The organism is uncultured Mediterranea sp. (assembly GCF_902493215.1).
GTDB lineage: Bacteria > Bacteroidota > Bacteroidia > Bacteroidales > Bacteroidaceae > Bacteroides.
Genome location: NZ_CABUOL010000026.1, coordinates 1 through 22,503 on the forward strand (window position 1 = coordinate 1; position 22,503 = coordinate 22,503).

Genomic DNA, 22,503 nt, shown 5'->3' on the forward strand with positions numbered 1-22,503 from the left:
CACTCTATGAATATCTGGACGAGCACCAGCGTACTCCGTGGTGGAGTTCGGTGATTGGTGCTCCTTTCAAGTGCCTGGGCTGGGTGATATCACTTTTCCGGGATGAGGAGGAGACTGGCCCTGTTCAGGGTGTGGATCCTTTCCGGCTGACGAAGGATGAAGCCGGTATTGTGAAGGCACTGAACAGCCGCATCGCCGTTTCTGTGGACAAGAAGACTTCAGTCATCACGCTGGGCGTGACGATGCAGGACCCGCTGATTGCGGCCACGCTGACGGACACGGTGATGTCCAAGCTGCAGGCTTACATCACGGACTACCGCACGAACAAGGCGCGGCACGACCTGGCCTTCACGCAGCAGCTCTACGACGAGGCCCGTGCCAAGTATTACGAGGCGCAGCAGGCCTATGCCGACTATGTGGACATGAACCAGAACATCACGCTGCGCAGCGTGCAGACGCGTCAGGAGCGGTTGCAGAACGAGATGACGCTGGCCTACAACCTGTACAACCAGACGGCGCAACAGCTGCAGCTGGCCAAGGCAAAGGTACAGGAGAGTACCCCCGTGTTTACGGTGGTGCAGGCAGCTACGGTACCCCTCCAGGCCTCCAAGCCTTCAAAAGCGATGATTCTTGTCGGATTCGTTTTCCTGGCCGGTGTCGGTTCCGTAGGTTGGATACTCTTCGGACGTGATCTGTTGGCAAATATGAGACATAAAATATAAAATATCAAATATCAAATATTAAATATAAGGTATGAAGAATTTGATATTTTGAATTTCAGATTTTATTGATTATAAACGTTTTATGATTCTATAGGGAAAAACAGCTCCAGCGGGGCTGTTTTTCTTGTTTATAGCGGCAGTAATCTCCATCTTTGCATCGTTGATCAACGAAACGAGATTTGAAAAAACGATGTATGAACCATTAAAAGAATGAAAAAACTATGGCTTTGTTTTATGTAGCAAGACAGTCGCAGGTAGCGACCAAAGAAGGAGAAAAACTGTACCATCTGACACTGAAGAAGGTGGGAAAAGTGGTGGAAACGCAGACTATGGCAGCGGAAATTGCGGAAAAGTCGTCGCTGACGGAAGGTGACGTGCACAACGTGGTGAGAAACCTGCTGTCGGTAATGAGAAGCCACTTGCTGAACAGCCGCAGCGTGCGACTGGACGGACTGGGTACCTTTACCATGAAGGCCAGTTCGAAGGGGAAGGGTGTGAAGACACCGGAGGAGGTGAACCCGAATCAGGTGACGGCACTGAAATGCCTCTTCACGCCGGAATACAAGCGCCCGGCTGCCCTCGGTACCACACGGGCCCTGCTGCAAGGAGTGGAGTTCCAGCGATGGAGCGAAAACGCGGATGCGGCAGACGGCGGCAGCGGTACGCCGGGTGGCGGTACGGGAGAAGACGGTCAGGACGAATCGCCGCTGTAAAGCCGGTGGCGGATGAACGCGCGAGTGTGAAAACAACGGATTGTGAAACCTGAAATAAATGACTATGAGCAGTAACAAATCGTCTCTCTGGAGTACCATTCTGAAAGTGATCATCGCAGTGGCCAGTGCCATTGCCGGAGTGATAGGCGGGCAGGCTATCTGACCTGTCTGCTGAAACGGAAGGCCGTTTCCCAAAGATTGCATCGAGGGGAAGCGGCCTTTTTCCGTTTTTTTCAACTTTCATCTTTCTATTCGGTGTTCGATATGGTTTTTTCGGCGGAAATTCGTACTTTTGCACTCCAATTGATGTAACGGACTGAAAAAGAAACTTTAAAATATAAGATAGATATGGCAGTAGAACTGAAAGATCTGACCAAACGCAGCGAGAACTACTCGCAGTGGTACAACGAATTGGTGGTTAAGGCCGACCTGGCTGAACAGTCGGCCGTGCGTGGCTGTATGGTAATCAAGCCCTACGGATACGCTATCTGGGAGAAGATGCAGCGCCAGCTGGATGACATGTTCAAGGAAACGGGGCACGTGAATGCCTACTTCCCGCTGTTGATTCCGAAATCGTTCCTGAGCCGCGAGGCCGAACACGTGGAAGGCTTTGCCAAGGAATGCGCAGTGGTGACACACTATCGTCTGAAGAACGATCCCAACGGTGGCGGCGTAGTTGTAGACCCGGCTGCCAAGCTGGAAGAGGAACTCATCATCCGACCCACTTCCGAAACCATCATCTGGAATACATACAAGAACTGGATCAACTCCTACCGCGACCTGCCTATCCTGTGCAACCAGTGGGCCAACGTGTTCCGCTGGGAGATGCGTACCCGCCTGTTCCTGCGTACGGCCGAGTTCCTGTGGCAGGAAGGACACACTGCCCACGCCACGAAGGAAGAAGCCGAGGCTGAAGCTGTGAAGATGCTGAACGTGTATGCCGACTTTGCCGAGAAGTATATGGCAGTGCCGGTCATCAAAGGTGTGAAGTCGGCCAACGAACGTTTTGCCGGCGCGCTGAACACCTATACCATCGAGGCCATGATGCAGGACGGAAAGGCACTGCAGAGCGGTACCTCCCACTTCCTGGGCCAGAACTTTGCCAAGGCCTTCGACGTGCAGTTCGTCAACAAGGAGAACAAGCTGGAGTATGTATGGGCTACGTCGTGGGGTGTATCCACCCGTCTGATGGGTGCGCTCATCATGACCCACTCCGACGACAACGGCCTGGTACTTCCGCCGCATCTGGCTCCTATCCAGGTAGTCATCGTCCCCATCTACAAGAATGCCGAAATGTTGCAGAAAATCGACGAGAAGGTGGCTGGCATCGTCAGCCGTCTGAAGGCAATGGGCATCTCCGTGAAGTATGACAACGCCGACAACAAGCGTCCGGGCTTCAAGTTTGCCGACTACGAGGTGAAGGGTGTGCCCGTCCGTCTGGTAATGGGTGGCCGCGATCTGGAAAACAATACCGTCGAAGTGATGCGCCGCGATACGCTGGAGAAGGAAACGCGTTCGTGCGACGGCATCGAGGAATATGTAAAGAACCTGCTGGAAGACATCCAGAACAATGTTTACCAGAAGGCGCTGAACTACCGCAACAGCCGCATCACGACCGTAGACAGCTACGACGAGTTCAAGGAAAAGATCGAGGAAGGCGGATTCATCCTGGCCCACTGGGACGGTACGACCGAGACCGAAGAAAAAATCAAGGAAGAGACCAAGGCTACCATCCGTTGCATCCCGTTCGATTCGTTTGTTCCGGGTGACAAGGAGCCGGGCAAGTGTATGGTGACGGGCAAACCGTCGGCCTGCCGCGTGATTTTCGCTCGTTCGTATTAAGGAGTGACGGGCTACGAGCTACGAGTGACGATATTCAAGAGAGGACGTATCAAAATAAAGAGAGACTGACTTCCTGTTATTTTTAGGCACGGGTTACGGAATATGCATTGTTCATCCGTGTAATCCGCGTAATCCGTGCCTGAAGAAAAGGAAGCTCTCATTTTGATACATCCTCTTTTTTTTGTGTCTTATTCCGAAGTTGAAAGATGGAGATTACCGGGTGGAAGTGCTGTCGGGAAGGAGGGCAGACGGCTGGCTGTCTTTCTTGGGACGGAGTTTCTTGAGCTGGAAGAGTTTCCATTTTTTCCAGAATAAGAGTTCGTTCCATTTTTCGAAGTCTTTCTGGAAGACGATGCCGATGCCCTGCGTGGTGAGGTTGGTACGGGTGTAGTAGCGGTCGTTGGTCTCGTTGTAGGCCTTCAGACGGATTTCACCGGAACGGGTAACCAGCCATTCGGCTTCGAAATCGCCCACGAAGTTGGTGTTGGCCATGGGATTCTCGCGATAACCGAAGTTGCCGTTGATGAGCAGGCGGTTGTTGAGAAGCTGGCCGGAAAGCATGCCTTCGAATTCCATATCGGTCCAGCCCTTCTCGCCGGTACTGAAATTGGTGCCGACGTTCCAGTTGTTGTTGTCGATTATCTGGGAGAGGGCATTGTTCAGCTGGCCCGACAGGGTGGAAGACAGGACGCTGGACATCATGTCGGAGTTCTGACCGGTGCCGAAGGTTTCGGACGGGTAGAACTTGCCGATGCCCAGCAGGTAGAGAATCTGCATGTTCATCTGCTCGTCCGTTGGGATGTAGTTGCGGACAAGGGCTTCGACTTCGTCGCGCTCGTTGGGCAGCTCAAGGTCGAGCTTGATGGTGGGCGAAGTGAGCTGGCCGGTAAGGGCCATCATACAGTTGACTTTTACATTGGTCTGATCCACAAAGCTGCTGGCGTTGGGGATGAGGTCGTTCAGCGAAGCGGAGTTGACGGTGTAGTTGGCCTGGATGTCGAGCGAGGCATTGACGGGGTTGCCGTTGAACGTGAGGGAACTGCCGTCCTTGATGAGGAAGTCCTTTCGGATGACTTCCTGAAGGCTGAACTTGTAGACTCCCTGGTTGATGCGGTAATTACCGAACATCTTGACATCGCCTTTGTTGTAGAATTCCGTGCGGATGTTGCCGCTGCCGCGGGCGCTGATGTAGTCGCCTGCCGCGGGGTCCATGATGATGCGCATTGTGGCGTCGGGTGTAGCGTCTACAATGAGATTCAGGCGGATGTCGGTGTCGGACTCCCGGCGCTGCTCTTCTTCTTCCATTTCGCGGCGGGCCAGTTCGTAGGTGGAGAACAGGACGCTGTCCTGCACAGCACGGCGGGGAGTCTTGTCGACAAAACGGACAAACTGGCTGCTGACGGCAGACGTAACATTGTCTTTTATATAGGTGAAATTCGTATTGCGGTTGGTGGTCATGGCCACGTTGATGTTGACACCATCGGCCGCGTTACCGGCGATGCTGGCATTGCCGGTGCCATAGACGGTTCCATAGAAGGGGAAGTCGGGCGATTCGGTGGTATTCATCATCAGCATGTTGTTGACCTGGAAGTCGAACCGGTAGTTGAGGTCCTTGAAATGACGGTAACGGAGGTAGCCGGTCATGCTTCCCTGATGTCCCTGACTGTCGAACAGGCGGTTGTTGCGGAAGGTCAGTCCGTCCGGAGCGATATAAATACTGTCGCGGACAGAGAAGGTGGTATTGAGAACATCGACTTTCATGGAGGCATCGCCGTACACACGGCCTTCCATGGTGAGGGCCTTGAACTTGCCGTAGAAATGGACATCGCCCGTGGCCCGTCCGGAAAACTCGGGGGTGATGGATTCCATGTAATGATGGATGAACTTGAGGTTGGTACCGTTGGCCTCAATCTGCAGGTCGAGCGAACTGGTAGGCTTGATGGGGTAGATAAAGCCGTATACATGGGTGCGGGCGATGTCGGTCTCGCGGATGCGGGCGTCGAGGTAGATGCCTTTTATGTCGTGATGCCACTTGCCGTGAATCTGGGCATCGCCCAACAGGCCTTCGTTGATACCCAGGTTGTGGATGAACAGATCGGTGACCATCGCGGGCTCCTTCAATACACCGCTGGCATAGGCCGGACCTGTAGCTTCGCCCTGGAAATTGACACCCAGATTGGCAATGTCGAATACATAGCCGATGTTGATTTGCTGCAGGTCGAGACGCACTGTGTCCTGTGGAGAGTCGGAAACGGTTCCGTTGATACTGAGGTAACGCTTCTGGTTGGTGAAGTGGAAATCTCGTATATGTACCTTGCCAGAATCGAGCACAACCTGTGCGGGATGGATGTTCCACAAGGTGTCGTTGAGGATGATGTCGGTAGGATGGATGTCGATGACTGTCTTCAGCGTGCTTGACGGGCGTTCCGAAGTCTTGCGACGTTTCCGGTAGGAACGTTTGGACGAAGCTTCCTGCAACTGCTGCCGTACGAAAGTGGCTGTCGTGGCAAGGCGGCCGCTATAGGTGACAGTCCCGTTGTTGCCCCAGTTGAGAATGGTCTGCAGGCTGTCGTTCTTGGCACTTGCTTCCAAAGACAGATTGACTGCACTGTCGTTCTTGCGGTTGGTAAAGCGTACATGGGTGCGGAAATGGTCGCCGGGGTTTTCGCAAAGAATGAGTCCCGACTCGATAAACTTGTTGTCGTAACGCAGGTGGGGGAAGTAACCTTCGACACGCATACGTTGGAGTTTGTCGTTGAAATATCCTTTCAGGGTGGAATGGGTATAGACAGTAAGAGGGATACCGAATACTTTGGAAAGGATTTCGGTATCGTAGATGTGAAGGTCGAAACCGAAGTTATTGGTCGTTTCGACCGGTTTGGATGTACCGGACTGGGGAAGCAGAGCCGGCAGATAACGGCGCAGGATGTTCAGGATACTGGCAGGCAGGGTGCGGTACGAATAATCGCCTTCGATATTTCCGCGCAGAAAGGGCGAAAGCAGGTCGAGACGCTTGAGGTGGTTGTCCGAACGGCTGGCCACCAGTTTCAGGTTGTTCAGGAAATAGGAATTGTCCGGCGAGGTATAGTTGAGACTGTCTACATTGATCTCACCGTCCATTTCATCGATGGATCCTCCGGTAAAGTCGGCTTTCAATTTGACGGAAAATTCCGCACCTTCGTACTTGGGGGTCAGGTGGAGGGCATGCGGCCGGATGTGGTTGACCGATGCCTGGAAGTTGAAAGTCGGGATGCGGCTGACGGCGTTGATGGTTCCGTTCAGGGCTACCGAAGCATTTTCATCGTCCAATGCCACTCTTCCTGTAAAGCCTCCATGCCGGTATTCTCCGTCGAGGGTAATGTTCTCGTAGGTGTAGCCGCTATAGTCGATGGAAGAGACAAGTCCCTTGGCTGTAATGTTGGGGTAGCTGTTGGCATAATGACTGCCATGCAGGCCGACATTGAATGTGATTTCACCCAGCTTGGCATTGGCCAGCAAACGTCCCAGCCTGAACTGGCGGGTCTTCATGGAACCGGAGAAAGAAACTTTCTTTTTGCTGTTGTCCGTGCTTACCTTGATATCGGTACTGATGGTGCCGAGGTCGGTGCGTATGTTGCCATACGTAACGAGGTCGGTGAAATAGCCCGAAAGTTCGCCACGGAAACTGATGCTTCCCAAACGCTGGAGGATGGGAGGAACGCCGGTATAATGAGGACTGAAATTACGGACAAAGAAGGCCACGCCTTGTGGGTCGGCATGAAGCCGGGACAGATTGCCGAAAACGTAGGCATCCTGCGGACGGGAAAGGTCCTGAAACGATACGTCGCCGGTAAGTTGGAAATGTTCGCCGGCTGAAATGGCCAGGCGAGGACAATTGAGTCCGTCGATGGTACCGTCGGCCTCCGCTTCCAATTGCAAGGGTTCTGCAAAGGATGAGAAAGCCGGGACAAATGCCGACAGATCGCCCAAGGTAACGGTGGAGGGCAGCAACCGGCCGGAGAAACGTACCAGATGCGTGAAATCCTTCAAGGCAGCCAGACTGTCGTAATCCATGCGGATGGTATCGAGATGCAACGCGCTGCGAGGCAATTCGAGGCTAAGACCGGCTATCTGAATGCCCTTGTCGTTGCCAATGACTTTCAGGCCCAGTTTGTCGAGCCTGAACGAGGAAGACTGCTCCTTGAAACTGAGGCGCTTGACGGCGGCATTGATGGAGTCGTTGCGGAGGGCCTTCATGGAGATGTTGGCGATGAAATCGCGGAGATTGACGTGATGGGCATTGAAACGTCCGGGTGTTTCGGGCTCGGAAAGCACATGATAGGAAAGCTTTCCGCGGCGGATGAGGAGCGAGTTGATGCGCAGGTCGAGATGTTTCTGCTTGGGTACCGTATCCTTGGAAGCAAAAGCGTCGATGAGGAACTGGAAATTGGGGGCAGATTCCGGTGTCTCCTTTTCAAGATTGACGTTGAAACCGAACAGCTGGATGTTGTTGATGGACACCTTGCCCTTGAAAAGGGGAATCAGATCGAATTTGGCGGACAGGCGTGTGGCTTTGAACATTTCCTTGCCGGAACGGTCGTCGAGTGTGAGGTCGTTGATCACAATGCGGTTCAGAAGGCCGATGTCGATACGGCCGATGCTGAGACGGGTGCCCAAAAGCGATTCGAGCTCGTGGGAGACAAATGCTGTAAGCTGGTACTGGACATAAGGAATGTTCAATACCAATGCGAGGCCGATATACATACCGATGATGATACCGACCGTCCAGCGGATTATCTGCTTCAGTCTTCTGATAGGCCGTTAATTTTTCTGTTCAGCCAACAAAATTATGAAATAATACGTTATCCATACTACTTTTATCACTACTTTTGCAGTGCTTAAACGTAAATAAACATTTTATGAGTACAATCATATTGGGAATAGAAAGTTCGTGTGACGATACGTCGGCGGCTGTTATCAAGGACGGCTATCTGTTGTCGAACGTCGTGGCGAGCCAGGCCGTGCATGAATCGTACGGAGGGGTGGTGCCCGAACTGGCTTCGCGAGCCCACCAGCAGAACATTGTTCCGGTGGTTCATGAGGCACTGAAGCGTGCCGGAGTCACCAAGGAGGAGCTGAACGCAGTGGCCTTTACGAGAGGTCCCGGCCTGATGGGCTCTTTGCTGGTAGGTGTGTCGTTCGCAAAAGGCTTCGCGCGTTCGTTGGGAATACCTATGGTTGATGTCAACCACTTGACAGGTCATGTGTTAGCTCATTTTATTAAAGCGGAAGGTGAAGAGAATGTGCAGCCCAATTTTCCGTTCCTGTGCCTGCTGGTTTCGGGAGGAAATTCGCAGATTATTCTGGTGAAGGGCTACAATGACATGGAGATCTTGGGACAGACGATTGACGATGCGGCCGGTGAGGCCATCGACAAATGTTCGAAGGTGATGGGGCTGGGATATCCGGGAGGTCCGATTATCGACCGGCTGGCCCGTCAGGGAAACCCGAAAGCTTACAGCTTCAGCAAACCCCATATTCCGGGACTGGACTACAGCTTCAGCGGGCTGAAGACGTCGTTTCTGTATTCCTTGCGCGAGTGGGTGAAGGAAGATCCCGATTTCATCGAACATCATAAGGAAGATCTGGCCGCTTCGCTGGAAGCTACCATTGTGGACATCCTGATGGACAAGCTCCGGAAGGCTGCCAAACAATATAATATAAAAGAGGTGGCGGTGGCCGGCGGCGTATCGGCAAACAACGGCTTGCGGAACGCTTTCAGGGAGCATGCGGAGAAATACGGATGGAAAATCTTCATCCCCAAGTTCAGTTATACGACGGACAATGCGGCCATGATTGCGATTACGGGTTACTTCAAATATCTGGACGGAGATTTCTGTCCGATGGAGGCTCCGGCCTATTCGCGTGTAACCTTAAAATGACAGCAGTATGAAGGCAGAAGAAGAGTTGGGAAAGCTGCTTCGGGCGAAGAATTTGTCCCTTTCCACCGCAGAAAGCTGTACGGGCGGACGTGTGGCGGCTGCCATTACATCGGTGGCCGGTTGCTCGGAGTATTTCAAGGGGAGCGTTGTGGCCTATTCCAATGAGGTGAAGATGGGACTGTTGGGCGTGTCGGCCGAAACATTGGAGAAATGGGGGGCTGTCAGCCGGGAAACAGTGGTTGAAATGGCAGAAGGCGCGATGAAAGCGCTGAAAACCGATTGTGTCATTGCTACGTCGGGAATAGCCGGTCCCGGAGGTGGGACAGCGGAAAAGCCGGTGGGGACAATCTGGATAGCCGTTGCCTACAAAAGCGAAATGCTGACCGTGAAGCAGGAAGGCGACGGCGGACGGGAGGCAAATGTGCAGAAAGCCGTACAAAATGCATTGGATTTGCTCGTCGAGTTGCTGAAATAGGGAAAAAATGCTATTTCACAATGAATTATTCGTCGAAAAGCTTGGTAGTTAACGATAAAAGTACTTACTTTGCGCTCTGTTTGAAATAGGCATAGATAAAAACTATAAAAAGAAGATAGAAATGTCGAAGATTTGTCAAATTACCGGAAAGAAAGCCATGATTGGCAACAATGTTTCACACTCAAAGAGAAGAACTAAAAGAACCTTTGACTTGAACTTGTTTAAGAAGAAATTCTACTATGTAGAACAAGATTGCTGGATCAGCCTGAGCCTGTGTGCTGCCGGTCTGCGCATCATCAACAAAAAAGGACTGGACGCTGCACTGAACGATGCTGTGGCTAAAGGTTATTGTGATTGGAAAACCATCAAAGTAATTGGTTAAAAACTGAAGGAGACTTAGAATATGGCAAAGAAAGCTAAAGGTAACAGAGTGCAGGTGATTCTGGAGTGCACAGAGCACAAAGACAGTGGTATGCCGGGTACTTCCCGTTACATCACTACAAAGAACAGAAAGAATACCACTGAAAGATTGGAGCTGAAGAAGTACAATCCGATTCTGAAGAGAGTGACAGTACACAAAGAAATCAAATAATACGTATAACCCATGGCAAAGAAAACAGTAGCAAGTTTGCACGAAGGTTCCAAGGAAGGTCGTGCTTATACGAAGGTTATCAAGATGGTGAAATCACCGAAGACCGGTGCTTACATCTTTGATGAGCAGATGGTTCCCAATGAAAAGGTACAGGACTTTTTCAAGAAATAAGACATCATCAATCTTTTAATGATAAAAATGAGGGTGCATCATATAGATGTACCCTCATTTCTTTTTTATGGACGGGAGAAGGTATCAGTTTTTTTCCGTATCTTTGTTGCACGAAGAAGGGATATGGTTCGGCAAAATAAATTGAAAATTATATTTTCATTTGTTTTTGCTTTCGCTCTTACCTTTCACAGTCTTTTGATAAGATAGGATGCGGTTCGGCAAAACAAGCTGAAAATTGAATTTTCATTTGTTTTTGCTCTCACCTTTCACTATCTTTGTAACATAATGCATTATACGAACGATTATGGGATTTTTTAGTTTTTTTTCAAAAGAGAAAAAAGAAACGTTGGACAAGGGATTGTCTAAAACAAAGGAAAGCGTGTTCGGTAAAATAGCCAGAGCCATAGCCGGAAAATCAAAAGTGGATGACGAGGTGCTAGATAATCTGGAGGAGGTGCTGATCACATCGGATGTGGGTGTGGAGACCACTCTGAAAATCATTGAACGTATAGAGAAAAGAGCGGCTGAAGAGAAATATATGAACGCGCAGGAGTTGAACCACATACTGCGTGACGAGATAGCAGCCATGCTGACAGAGAACAATACGGCGGACGTGGACGACTTCGAAGCGCCCATCAAGAAAAAGCCGTATGTTATCATGGTGGTAGGCGTGAATGGAGTAGGGAAGACAACGACAATCGGAAAGCTGGCCTATCAGTTCAAAAAGGCTGGCAAGTCGGTCTATCTGGGAGCTGCCGATACGTTCCGTGCCGCTGCTGTGGAGCAGCTGGTGATATGGGGAGAAAGAGTCGGTGTGCCCGTGGTGAAGCAGAAAATGGGTGCGGATCCGGCTTCGGTTGCTTTTGATACGCTGAGTTCGGCGGTGGCCAACAATGCCGACGTGGTTATCATTGATACGGCCGGACGTCTGCATAACAAGGTGGGGCTGATGAACGAGCTTACCAAGATAAAGAATGTCATGAAGAAGGTGGTGCCCGATGCCCCCGATGAAGTATTGCTCGTGTTGGACGGATCGACCGGACAGAATGCCTTCGAACAGGCCAAGCAGTTTACATTGGCCACAGAGGTGACTGCCATGGCGGTGACGAAACTCGACGGAACGGCCAAGGGCGGTGTGGTAATCGGCATATCGGACCAGTTCAAGATTCCTGTGAAATACATCGGTCTGGGAGAAGGTATGGAAGACTTGCAGGTGTTCCGCAGAAAAGAGTTTGTTGAATCGTTGTTTGGAGAAAACAAATGAGGAAAGAAACGATAGATATTATTACACTGGGCTGTTCGAAGAACCTGGTGGACTCGGAACATCTGATGCGGCAACTGGAGGAAGCTGGTTATCGGGTGACGCATGATACGGAAAATCCGCATGGAAAAATAGCCGTCATCAATACCTGTGGCTTCATCGGTGATGCCAAGGAAGAATCCATCAATATGATTCTGGAGTTTGCCCAGGCCAAGGAGGAAGGAAGACTTGAGAAACTGTATGTCATGGGATGTCTTTCGGAACGTTATCTGAAGGAACTTTCCATTGAAATCCCCCAGGTGGACAAGTTTTATGGAAAGTTCAACTGGAAGGAACTGCTGAGCGATCTGGGAAAGGTTTATCACGAAGAACTCCATAACGAAAGGGTGCTGACTACGCCCGGGCATTATGCCTATATTAAAATATCGGAAGGTTGTGACCGGAAGTGTTCCTATTGTGCCATTCCCATTATTACCGGCCGGCATGTGTCGCGTCCGATGGAAGAAATACTGGAGGAAGTGAAGCTGTTGGTAGACCGGGGCGTGAAGGAGTTCCAGGTCATTGCACAGGAACTGACCTATTATGGGGTGGACCTGTACAAACGGCAGATGCTCCCTGAGCTGATAGAACGTATGGCCGACATACCGGGAGTGGAATGGATCAGGTTGCATTATGCCTATCCGGCGCATTTCCCCACAGACTTGTTCCGCGTGATGCGTGAGAAGCCCAATGTCTGCAAATATATGGATATAGCCTTGCAGCACATCAGTGACAATATGTTGCAGAAGATGCGCAGAAACGTCAGCAAGGAACAGACTTACAAGCTGATAGAAGATTTCCGTAAAGAAGTGCCGGGCATACATCTGCGCACGACGCTGATGGTGGGACATCCCGGTGAGACAGAGGCCGATTTTGAAGAATTGAAGGACTTCGTGCGCGAGATCCGTTTCGACAGGATGGGGGCTTTTGCCTATTCGGAGGAGGAAGGAACGTATGCAGCCGCTCATTATGAAGACAGCATCCCACAGGAAGTAAAGCAGGCAAGACTGGATGAACTGATGGAAATCCAGCGGGGTATTTCGGCGGAACTGAGTGCCGCCAAGATAGGCCGGCGCATGAAAGTGATGATAGACCGTCTGGAAGGCGACTACTATGTGGGGCGTACCGAATTTGATTCGCCGGAAGTGGATCCGGAAGTCCTTATCGAGAAAAAAGGGAAAAAACTGGCTGTCGGGCATTTTTATGAAGTGGAAATTGTGGACTCTGATGATTTTGACCTTTTTGGTCGCGTTGTCTGATTTTTTACCAGAAAGCCATTGGCGGTATGAAAATTTTTGGTTAATATAGCGTCCGTAACTATCAATAAGCAGTGATTCGTGAATAATAAAGAATTTACCTCGGAATTGTCCAAAAGACTGGGATATACACTGAAAGACACTTCAGAACTGATGTCTTCCCTGCTGTCTGTCATGACGCAGCAGCTGGAGGACGGAAACGTAATAGCCATTCAGGGATTCGGTACCTTTGAAGTGAAAAAAAAGTTAGAGCGTATCTCGGTCAGCCCTACCAGCAAGCAACGTATGCTGGTTCCTCCCAAATTGGTGCTTACCTATAAGCCCAGTGTTGCCTTGAAAGAAAAGTTCAAGTAAAGTTCTCGTTTACCTGATAGCGGATTATGAATGAAAAACTGAATATACAAAACCTGATATTGCTGTTTGCGGAAAAGTATGACATCACTCCTGAAAATGCAGAAGAGTTTGTCAAGACTTTTTTTGCGTTGATTGAAGAAGGACTGGAACAGGACAAGTATGTGAAAGTGAAGGGACTGGGAACTTTCAAGCTGATTGAAGTAGGAAGCCGGGAAAGCATCAACGTCAATACGGGAGAGCGTTTTGAAATACAGGGACATCAGAAAGTGTCGTTTACGCCGGAAGCGGCATTAAAGGACCTGATCAATCGTCCGTTCAGTCATTTTGAAACGGTTGTCTTGAATGAGAATGTACAGTTTGATGATATGCCGGTAGAAAAGGAGGGGGAAGAGGAACCGGAAGGGGATGCAGATGAAGGTATGGTAGCTGCCGAACCGGAAAAGTTGGAAGATGCAATGCCGCAAGAAACCCCTGTGGTTGAGAAGCCTGTATCTGAAGAACCAACGGCTGGAGAATCTGTAACTGAAGAATCGGCGGTTGAAGAACCAGTAGCCGAAGAGCCTGTTGGGGAGGAATCTGTTGTCGAGGGGGCTGTAGCTGAAGAACAGGTGTCAGAACCGGTACCTGAATCTGAACAGGAAATAGTATCGCATCAACCGGAGAACAATGTTTCGGAGAAGGTGACGAAATACATAGTGGCAGCTATCGTTTGCGTACTTTTAGGCTGTGCGGGAGTAGTGGCTTATCTATATTATCCCTGGTCGGAAAAGACTGATGAACGGTTGCCGCTGGATGCGGAAATGGAAACGCCTGCAGTCCATACGGATACGCTGGCGGTAAATCGGAAGGATTCGGTGGCAGCAATTAACACCGTAAAAAACGTAAAAGCTATACCGACAGACACCGTAACGATTGAAACGAAAGTCCGGAAAGAAAATCAGACCACTCCTCCATCAAAGAAAAAGTCGAAAGCTGTTGCAACACCCTTTGTTCCGGATTCGGTTAACTATGAGATAGTAGGTACCCAAACGGAATATACCATTCATGAAGGAGAAACATTGACAAGGGTTTCGTTGAAGTTTTATGGAACCAAAGCCTTGTGGCCGTATCTTGTGAAACATAATGCCGGTGTGTTGAAGAATCCGGACAATGTGCCGAGCGGGACTGTTATCAGGATTCCCAAACTGGCGAAGAAGCGGTAATCTATTTTACTGCTTCTTTTTTGCGGTTTACTAAACTCTATGAATTTAGTTTAATCTAAAGGTTTGAAGTTCTTTTTTAATAAAAATTAGTTGGTATGGTTAATTTATTGCCGTACTTTTGGGAGCAAATAAGCAGGCAGAGTAGCTTCCTGTGTAGAAAATGGAATATTAAACTTTAAAAATATAGATTTTATGGCTGAAACTATCGATATCCGCGAACTGAATGAGCGGATTGAAAGACAAAGCGCTTTCATTACCAACCTCACCACAGGCATGGATCAAGTCATTGTGGGACAGAAACATTTGGTAGAATCTCTGTTAATCGGTTTGCTTTCTGACGGACATGTGCTGCTGGAAGGTGTGCCTGGTTTGGCAAAGACCTTGGCGATCAAGACACTGGCCTCTCTGATCGATGCACAATACAGCCGTGTTCAGTTTACTCCGGACTTGCTTCCGGCCGACGTAATCGGTACCATGGTATATAGCCAGAAGGACGAAAGTTTCCAGGTGAAAAAAGGACCGGTATTTGCCAACTTCGTTTTGGCCGATGAAATCAACCGTGCGCCGGCAAAGGTTCAGAGTGCCTTGCTCGAAGCCATGCAGGAGCGCCAGGTGACTATCGGTAACGAAACCTTCAGACTTCCTGAACCTTTCCTTGTGATGGCAACCCAGAACCCCATCGAGCAGGAAGGTACATATCCGCTTCCTGAAGCACAGGTGGACCGTTTCATGCTGAAGGTTATTATCGACTATCCGAAGCAGGAAGAAGAAAAGCTGATTATCCGCCAGAACATCAGCGGTGAGCGGACCAATATTCGCCCGATTCTGAAGTCGGAAGAGATTCTGGAAGCCCGTAAGGTGGTGCGTCAGGTATATCTGGATGAAAAGATTGAAAAATATATTGTGGATATTGTCTTTGCAACCCGCTATCCGGAAAAGTATGATTTGAAGGAGTTGAAAGACATGATCGGTTTCGGAGGTTCTCCCCGTGCATCCATCAACCTGGCACTGGCTGCTCGCAGTTATGCCTTCATCAAGCGTCGTGGCTATGTGATTCCGGAAGATGTACGTGCCGTGGCTCATGACGTGCTTCGTCACCGTATCGGTCTGACGTATGAGGCTGAAGCCAGCAACCTGACTTCGGACGAAATTGTCAGCAAAATCCTGAACAAGGTGGAAGTGCCCTGACGCGCGGTGACAGGATTGACAAGATAAAGAGAATGTCTTGAGGCAATCGCTTTCGAGACACCTTGTTTATTTCGGACATGAGGTTGTGTGTCCTCCCGGAAATCAAGACGGACGCACGACTCTCATGGATTCATTATTTTGAGACTTGCAAATGGAAACAACAGAACTTTTGAAGAAAGTCCGTCAGATAGAAATCAAGACACGCGGATTGTCCAGCAATATCTTTGCGGGCCAGTATCACTCGGCTTTCAAGGGTAGGGGTATGGCCTTTTCCGAAGTACGTGAATATCAGTTTGGCGATGACATACGCGATATCGATTGGAATGTAACGGCCCGCTTCAACAAGCCCTACGTCAAGGTCTTTGAAGAAGAACGTGAACTGACGGTGATGTTGCTGGTTGACGTTTCCGGTAGTCTGGAATTCGGTACGGTGAAGCAGATGAAGAAAGATATGGTGACAGAAATAGCGGCTACGCTGGCTTTTTCGGCCATACAGAACAACGACAAGATCGGGGTGATTTTCTTCTCGGACCGGATAGAGAAGTTTATTCCCCCAAAGAAAGGACGTAAACATATCCTATATATAATCCGTGAACTGATAGACTTCCGTGCCGAAAGCCGGCGGACCAATATCCGTGTGGGACTGGAATATCTGACCAATGTCATGAAGAGACGTTGTACGGCATTTGTCCTTTCGGATTTCATTGACCAGGAAAGTTTCAAGAATGCCATGACTATAGCCAACCGCAAACACGATGTGGTGGCCATTCAGGTATACGACCGGCGCGTGGAAGAACTTCCGGCTATCGGACTGATGAAGATAAAGGATGCCGAAACGGGACATGAGCAGTGGATAGACACTTCGTCCAGAGCCGTGAGGAAAGCTCACCACGACTGGTGGGTGGAGAAACAGAGCGAGCTGGCCGAGGTGTTCACAAAGAGCAATGTAGACAATGTATCCGTACGTACGGATCAGGATTATGTAAAGGCGTTGATGTCGCTCTTTGCCCAAAGAAGCTGACATTTGTAGTTTACTTTGTAAAAAATAAGTTGATGAAAAAATATTTGCTTTCTATAGTTTTTGCCTTGGCACTTGTGGGAAAAGGGCATGCGCAATCTGTCACAGTGGATGCGAGCATTGATTCGCTTCAGATTCTGATTGGCGAACAGGCAAAAATAAAGTTGGAAGTGTCGCTCGACGCCAATAAACGGGCTATCTTTCCGGCTTTTAAGGATACGATTGTGCGGGGAGTGGAGATTGTAGACATTGCCAAACCCGACACGCAGCTGCTGAACGACGGAAAACGGGCGCTGATTACTCAGGAGTATACGGTGACTTCGTTCGACTCGGCACTCTATTATCTGCCTCCTATGGAAGTGACGGTAGACAACCGTGCATACCGTTCGAAGGCGCTGGCGCTCAAGGTCTATTCCGTGCCGGTAGATACGCTGCATCCCGACCAGTTTTTCGGACCGAAGACCATTATGAAGGCTCCATTTGCCTGGAAAGACTGGTACCTGTTCATCGCATGTGTGTTGCTGCTGGCTCCGTTCCTGTTGGCAGCCATCTATCTGATAAAACGCATTCGGGACAATAAGCCCATCATACGCAAGGTGAAGGTTGAGCCGAAACTTCCGCCCCATCAGGTGGCCATGAATGCAATAGAGCGGATCAAGCAAGAAAAAGTATGGCAGAAAGGACAACCGAAGGAGTATTACACTGAACTGACTGATGCTCTCCGTACCTATATCAAGGAACGTTTCGGATTCAATGCTCTAGAAATGACTTCTTCGGAAATTATCGAGCATCTGCTGGAAACGAACGATAAAGAAGCGCTTGCAGACCTGCGCGAACTGTTCCTGACGGCAGACCTCGTGAAATTTGCCAAGCATAATCCGATGATGAACGAGAATGATGCCAATCTGCTCAATGCCATTGACTTCATCAACGAGACCAAGGAAAAAGAAGATGAAAATGCCAAACCGCAGCCGACAGAGATTACGATTGTCGAGAAGCGTTCGCTGCAGACCAAACTGCTGTTGGGAGCCGGAGCGGCGGTTATGGCCGTTGCATTTGTCTGGGCGTTGGTTTATATATGTAAGGAGTTGTATAATTACTTTGCTTAAAATGTAGAGACCATGGTTTTCGCTAATATTGAATATTTGTTTTTACTGCTGTTGCTTATACCTTATATTGTATGGTATATCATGAAGCGCAGGAACAACGAGGCTACTCTTCAGATTTCTGACGCACGTGTCTATGCCCATACTCCCAAAAGCTATAAGAACTATCTGCTGCATGCTCCGTTTGTGTTGCGTATCGCCAGTCTGATATTGATTATTCTGGTTTTGGCACGTCCTCAGACTACGGACAGCTGGCAGAACAGCGAGATAGAAGGTATCGACATCATGATGGCTATCGACGTGTCGACCAGTATGCTGGCCGAAGACCTGAAACCCAATCGTCTGGAAGCAGCCAAGGATGTCGCTGCCCAATTTATCAACGGACGTCCCAATGACAATATCGGTATCACGCTGTTTGCAGGCGAGAGTTTTACGCAGTGTCCGTTGACAGTCGATCATGCGGTGTTGCTGAATCTGATAAAGGACATCAAGTGTGGTGTAATCGAGGACGGTACAGCTGTGGGTATGGGTATTGCCAATGCTGTGACCCGTCTGAAAGACAGCAAGGCCAAGTCGAAAGTCATCATTCTGCTTACCGACGGTACGAACAACCGGGGAGACATATCGCCGCTGACGGCGGCCGAGATTGCCAAAAGTTTCGGTATCCGTGTCTATACCATCGGAGTGGGAACGAATGGTATGGCTCCCTATCCATATCCGGTAGGAGGAACGGTGCAGTATGTGAACATGCCGGTGGAAATTGACGAAAAGACGTTGACACAGATAGCCGGTACAACCGAAGGAAACTACTTCCGTGCAACCAGTAATTCCAAGCTGAAAGAAGTATATGAGGAAATCGACAAGCTGGAGAAGACCAAGCTGAACGTGAAGGAGTACAGCAAGCGTCAGGAAGAATACCGCTGGTTCGCATTGGCGGCTTTCTTGTGCGTATTGCTGGAAGTGCTGCTGCGCAACACGATTCTGAAGAAGATTCCTTGACGAAAAAGAAATGAAAGAATAGTACTTAAAGTAATTAAGAGATATGTTTCGATTTGAAGAACCTGCATATTTGTACTTGTTGTTATTGCTGCCCGTGTTGGCTGCATTCTACTTGTACTCCAATTATCGGAGGCGGAAAGCTATCCGAAAGTTCGGCGATCCGGAGCTGATGGCTTGCCTGATGCCGGATGTGTCCAAGTATCGTCCTGATGTAAAGTTCTGGATTGTTTTGGCAGCCATCGGACTTTTTGCCGTTCTGCTGGCCCGTCCGCAGTTCGGTTCGAAGCTCGAGACGGTGAAAAGGCAGGGAGTGGAAGTTATGATTGCGTTGGATATCTCGAACTCCATGCTGGCGCAGGATGTACAGCCCAGTCGTCTGGAAAAGGCCAAACGGTTGGTAGGAAGATTGGTGGACAAAATGCAGAACGACAAAGTGGGTATGATTGTTTTTGCCGGGGATGCTTTTACCCAGTTGCCCATTACGAGCGATTATATTTCGGCCAAGATGTTTCTGGAGACCATCGATCCTTCCCTGATTTCCAAACAGGGTACGGCTATCGGGGCAGCGCTCGATTTGGCGACAAGGAGTTTTACTCCTCAGGAAGGTGTGGGGCGCACGGTTATCGTGATTACGGACGGTGAGAACCATGAAGGCGGTGCAGTGGAAGCCGCCAAGGCCGCTGCCGAAAAAGGAATACAGGTCAATGTGTTGGGAGTAGGTTTGCCCGACGGGGCGCCGATACCGGTGGAAGGTACCAACGACTATCGTCGCGACCGTGAAGGCAATGTCATCGTTACCCGTCTGAACGAACAGATGTGTCAGGAGATAGCCAAGAATGGAAATGGTATCTATGTGCGTGTCGATAATACCAACAATGCCCAAAAAGCTATCAGCAGCGAAATAGACAAAATGGCCAAGGCCGATGTGGAAACCAAGGTCTATACGGAGTTCAATGAACAGTTTCAGGCCGTTGCCTGGATCATTCTGATTCTGTTGTTGGCCGAAATGCTGATTCTGGAACGCAAGAATCCGCTGTTCCGCAACATACATTTATTTTCCAATAAGAAAAAGGAGCAATGAGAATGAGTATGTCATATAAATACATAGGTGTATGCTGCCTGTTGGCTGTTGCTACAGCAGTACAGGCGCAAAAGGCCGAACGCGACCTCATACGGAAAGGAAACCGGCTTTATAACGATAGTGTATATGTGGATGCGGAGGTCAATTACAGGAAGGCGTTGGAGGTGAATCCGAAGTCTACGGTATCCATGTATAATCTGGCCAATACGTTGATGCAGCAGAACAAGCTGCAGGAAGCCATGGAACAATATGCAGGCGCGGCCAAAGTGGAAAAGGAAAAGCCTAATCTGGCTCAAATATACCATAATATGGGAGTAATCTTCCAATCGCAAAAAGACTATGCCAAGGCTGTGGAGGCCTATAAGGAGTCGTTGCGAAACAATCCGAAAGATGATGAAACCCGCTATAACCTGGCTTTGGCACAGAAATTGTTGAAAGACCAGCAGCAGGATCAGCAGAATCAGGATCAGAATCAGCAGAACCAACAGAAACAGGAGGAGAAGCAAGACCAGCAACAAAACCAGCAGCAGAACCAGAACAACGACCAGCAACAGGAACCGCCCCAGCAGCAGAAACAGGATAACCAAATGTCGAAGGAAAATGCCGAACAATTGCTGAATTCTGTCATGCGGGACGAAAAGGATGTGCAGGACAAAGTGAAGAAACAACAGCAGGTTATCAAGGGTAACCGGTTGGAGAAAGATTGGTAAACTAAAAACAATAAGTAATATATGAGAAAAATAGTTTTCTTATGGATAGCGTTGCTTGCCTTTGCCACGCAAATGTGTGCCGACGACAAGGTGACTTTCACCGCATCGGCGCCTGATGCAGTGGCTGTCGGCGATCAGTTCAGGCTATCTTACACTGTAAATACGCAGAAGGTGAAGGATTTCCGGGCACCTTCCATCAAGGGATTTGACGTATTGATGGGGCCCACCCGTTCGTATAGTATGCAGAGCATTAACGGAAATACGACGGAAAGTCTGACTTTCACCTATATCCTGTTGGCTCAGAAAGAGGGAGAATATACCATTCCCGGAGCTACCATTACGGCTAACGGCGACCAGATGTTGTCCAACTCGGTGAAGATTAAGGTATTGCCTGCTGATAAAGCGGGAAGTTCGCAGAACGGAGGCGGGCAGAGTACAGGCCGAAGCAGTTCGTCGGGAACGTCCATTTCGAACAGCGATTTGTTCATTACAGCTACGGCCAGCAAAACTTCTGTTTACGAACAAGAAGCTATTCTGTTGACCTATAAAATCTATACAGTTGTAGATTTGCGTGGGTTCGACAACGTAAAACTGCCTGATTTCAAGGGATTTCATTCACAAGAAGTGGAGCTCCCCAACGACCGTCGCTGGGGGTTGGAGCACTACAAAGGGCGGAACTATCATTCAACCGTCTATCGTCAGTTTGTACTCTTCCCGCAACAGTCGGGTAAGCTGACTATTGATGTAGCCCGTTTCGATGCTTCGGTTGAGAAGATGGAGGCCATAGACGATCCGTTTGAAGCTTTCTTTAACGGTGGAGCGGGTGCTATCCAGATTAAGAAAACATTGATGACACCCAAACTGACTATCGATGTCAAGCCGCTTCCTGCTGGAAAACCGGCTGATTTCAGCGGAGGAGTAGGGGAATTCAACATCTCTTCCAGCATCAACAGTACAAAGGTGAAGACTAACGACGCCATCACAATCAAGGTCGTCATTTCGGGAACCGGTAATTTGAAGCTGGTATCCGAGCCTGAAGTGAAGTTCCCGGAAGATTTTGAAGTATATGATCCGAAAGTGGACAGCAAGTTCCGTCTGACCAATGCAGGACTTTCAGGAAATAAAGTAATTGAGTATCTGGCTATTCCACGCAATGCGGGAACTTATAAGATTCCTTCCATCAAGTTCAGTTATTTCGACATCAAATCGCGTTCGTACAAGACGCTGACTACCGAAGAATATACCGTGCAGGTAGAAAAAGGTGCCGGAAATGCTACTCAGACCATTGCCAACTTTACCAATAAGGAAGACCTGAAAGTGCTGAACGAGGATATCCGTTTCATCAAGCAGAACGATGTGAAACTCTCGCCCAAGGGTGAATATTTCTTCGGTTCGATGACTTATTGGTTGTTCTATATCGTACCGGGGCTGTTGTTCGTAGGTTGTTTTGTTGCTTATCGCAAGCAGATAGCTGCCAATGCCAATGTTGCGAAAGTACGTACGAAGAAAGCGAACAAGGTAGCGGTAAAACGTATGAAACTTGCAGGCAAATTATTGGCGTCCAACCAGAAGGATGCGTTCTATGATGAAGTACTGAAAGCTTTGTGGGGCTATATCAGCGACAAGCTGAGTATTCCGGTTTCCAAGCTGTCGAAAGATAATATTGAAGAGGAACTTAGGAAATATGGTGTAGCCGAGGAGCTGATACAAGAGTTCCTGAATGCTCTGAACAGCTGTGAGTTTGCCCGCTTTGCTCCTGGTGACGCCAATCAGGCAATGGACAAGGTATATACCGAGTCATTCGAGGTAATCAGTAAAATGGAAAATTCTATCAAACATTAAGAAAACGTACG

At 49.2% G+C, this 22,503-nt stretch carries 20 protein-coding genes and 1 pseudogene; 20 read left to right on the top strand and 1 reads right to left on the bottom strand.

All coding sequences use genetic code 11. The features are described 5' to 3' along the window. From RDO88_RS12270 to proS, 4 genes and pseudogenes are all read left to right on the top strand, one after another. A pseudogene (locus tag RDO88_RS12270) lies at positions 1–722 on the top strand (chain-length determining protein); the annotation flags it as partial. Positions 723–943: 221 nt separating this feature from the next. Further along, the gene (locus tag RDO88_RS12275) at positions 944–1,435 is read left to right on the top strand and encodes an HU family DNA-binding protein (protein ID WP_307759646.1); all 492 of its coding nucleotides are present in this window, start codon (positions 944–946) and stop codon (positions 1,433–1,435) included. Positions 1,436–1,499: 64 nt separating this feature from the next. Continuing rightward, positions 1,500–1,598, top strand: a complete 99-nt coding sequence (locus tag RDO88_RS12280; RefSeq protein ID WP_307759647.1) for a smalltalk protein — start codon at positions 1,500–1,502, stop codon at positions 1,596–1,598. Positions 1,599–1,783: 185 nt separating this feature from the next. Continuing rightward, the gene (proS, locus tag RDO88_RS12285; RefSeq protein ID WP_307759648.1) at positions 1,784–3,277 is read left to right on the top strand and encodes a proline--tRNA ligase; all 1,494 of its coding nucleotides are present in this window, start codon (positions 1,784–1,786) and stop codon (positions 3,275–3,277) included. A gap of 213 nt (positions 3,278–3,490) precedes the next feature. On the opposite strand, the gene RDO88_RS12290 is transcribed toward proS, so the two are convergent. After that, positions 3,491–8,020, bottom strand: coding sequence for a translocation/assembly module TamB domain-containing protein (locus RDO88_RS12290; RefSeq protein ID WP_307759649.1), 4,530 nt, complete (start codon positions 8,018–8,020; stop codon positions 3,491–3,493). Positions 8,021–8,175: 155 nt separating this feature from the next. Here RDO88_RS12290 and tsaD point away from each other — a divergent pair, with 155 nt between their 5' ends. The 16 genes from tsaD (at position 8,176) to RDO88_RS12370 (ending at position 22,492) form a co-directional block, all read left to right on the top strand. Beyond that, entirely contained in the window at positions 8,176–9,198 is a 1,023-nt protein-coding gene (gene tsaD, locus RDO88_RS12295) for a tRNA (adenosine(37)-N6)-threonylcarbamoyltransferase complex transferase subunit TsaD (RefSeq protein ID WP_307759650.1), read from the top strand. Positions 9,199–9,205: 7 nt separating this feature from the next. Next, a complete protein-coding gene (locus RDO88_RS12300) occupies positions 9,206–9,673 on the top strand; it encodes a nicotinamide-nucleotide amidohydrolase family protein (RefSeq protein ID WP_307759651.1) in 468 nt (155 codons plus the stop codon). A gap of 121 nt (positions 9,674–9,794) precedes the next feature. Next, positions 9,795–10,055, top strand: a complete 261-nt coding sequence (rpmB, locus tag RDO88_RS12305) for a 50S ribosomal protein L28 (protein ID WP_291584806.1) — start codon at positions 9,795–9,797, stop codon at positions 10,053–10,055. Between the two features lie 21 nt (positions 10,056–10,076). Then, a complete protein-coding gene (gene rpmG / locus RDO88_RS12310) occupies positions 10,077–10,265 on the top strand; it encodes a 50S ribosomal protein L33 (RefSeq protein ID WP_002560155.1) in 189 nt (62 codons plus the stop codon). Between the two features lie 12 nt (positions 10,266–10,277). Continuing rightward, entirely contained in the window at positions 10,278–10,436 is a 159-nt protein-coding gene (locus RDO88_RS12315) for a DUF4295 domain-containing protein (protein WP_005777897.1), read from the top strand. Positions 10,437–10,740: 304 nt separating this feature from the next. Continuing rightward, entirely contained in the window at positions 10,741–11,700 is a 960-nt protein-coding gene (gene ftsY, locus RDO88_RS12320) for a signal recognition particle-docking protein FtsY (protein WP_307759652.1), read from the top strand. Beyond that, complete coding sequence (rimO, locus tag RDO88_RS12325) at positions 11,697–12,995, top strand: 30S ribosomal protein S12 methylthiotransferase RimO (protein ID WP_307759653.1); 1,299 nt, start codon at positions 11,697–11,699, stop codon at positions 12,993–12,995. Before ftsY ends, rimO begins: the two co-directional genes overlap by 4 nt. Before the next feature lie 78 nt (positions 12,996–13,073). After that, complete coding sequence (locus RDO88_RS12330; RefSeq protein ID WP_307759654.1) at positions 13,074–13,346, top strand: HU family DNA-binding protein; 273 nt, start codon at positions 13,074–13,076, stop codon at positions 13,344–13,346. A 26-nt stretch (positions 13,347–13,372) separates the two neighbouring features. Then, positions 13,373–14,548, top strand: coding sequence for an HU family DNA-binding protein (locus RDO88_RS12335; protein ID WP_307759655.1), 1,176 nt, complete (start codon positions 13,373–13,375; stop codon positions 14,546–14,548). A gap of 192 nt (positions 14,549–14,740) precedes the next feature. Further along, positions 14,741–15,736 (top strand): AAA family ATPase, encoded by a 996-nt coding sequence (locus RDO88_RS12340; RefSeq protein WP_307759656.1) that lies wholly within the window; start codon positions 14,741–14,743, stop codon positions 15,734–15,736. Between the two features lie 151 nt (positions 15,737–15,887). Then, a complete protein-coding gene (locus RDO88_RS12345; protein ID WP_307759657.1) occupies positions 15,888–16,757 on the top strand; it encodes a DUF58 domain-containing protein in 870 nt (289 codons plus the stop codon). Between the two features lie 32 nt (positions 16,758–16,789). After that, positions 16,790–17,863, top strand: a complete 1,074-nt coding sequence (locus RDO88_RS12350) for a hypothetical protein (RefSeq protein ID WP_307759658.1) — start codon at positions 16,790–16,792, stop codon at positions 17,861–17,863. 12 nt (positions 17,864–17,875) lie between these two features. Next, entirely contained in the window at positions 17,876–18,859 is a 984-nt protein-coding gene (locus tag RDO88_RS12355) for a VWA domain-containing protein (RefSeq protein ID WP_307759659.1), read from the top strand. Positions 18,860–18,902: 43 nt separating this feature from the next. Beyond that, positions 18,903–19,940, top strand: coding sequence for a VWA domain-containing protein (locus tag RDO88_RS12360; RefSeq protein ID WP_307759660.1), 1,038 nt, complete (start codon positions 18,903–18,905; stop codon positions 19,938–19,940). Beyond that, positions 19,937–20,650 (top strand): tetratricopeptide repeat protein, encoded by a 714-nt coding sequence (locus tag RDO88_RS12365; RefSeq protein ID WP_374043950.1) that lies wholly within the window; start codon positions 19,937–19,939, stop codon positions 20,648–20,650. Before RDO88_RS12360 ends, RDO88_RS12365 begins: the two co-directional genes overlap by 4 nt. Before the next feature lie 21 nt (positions 20,651–20,671). Next, positions 20,672–22,492: a BatD family protein gene (locus RDO88_RS12370; protein ID WP_307759662.1), complete on the top strand. Its 1,821-nt coding sequence runs from the start codon at positions 20,672–20,674 to the stop codon at positions 22,490–22,492. The last annotated feature ends 11 nt before the right edge of the window (positions 22,493–22,503 follow it).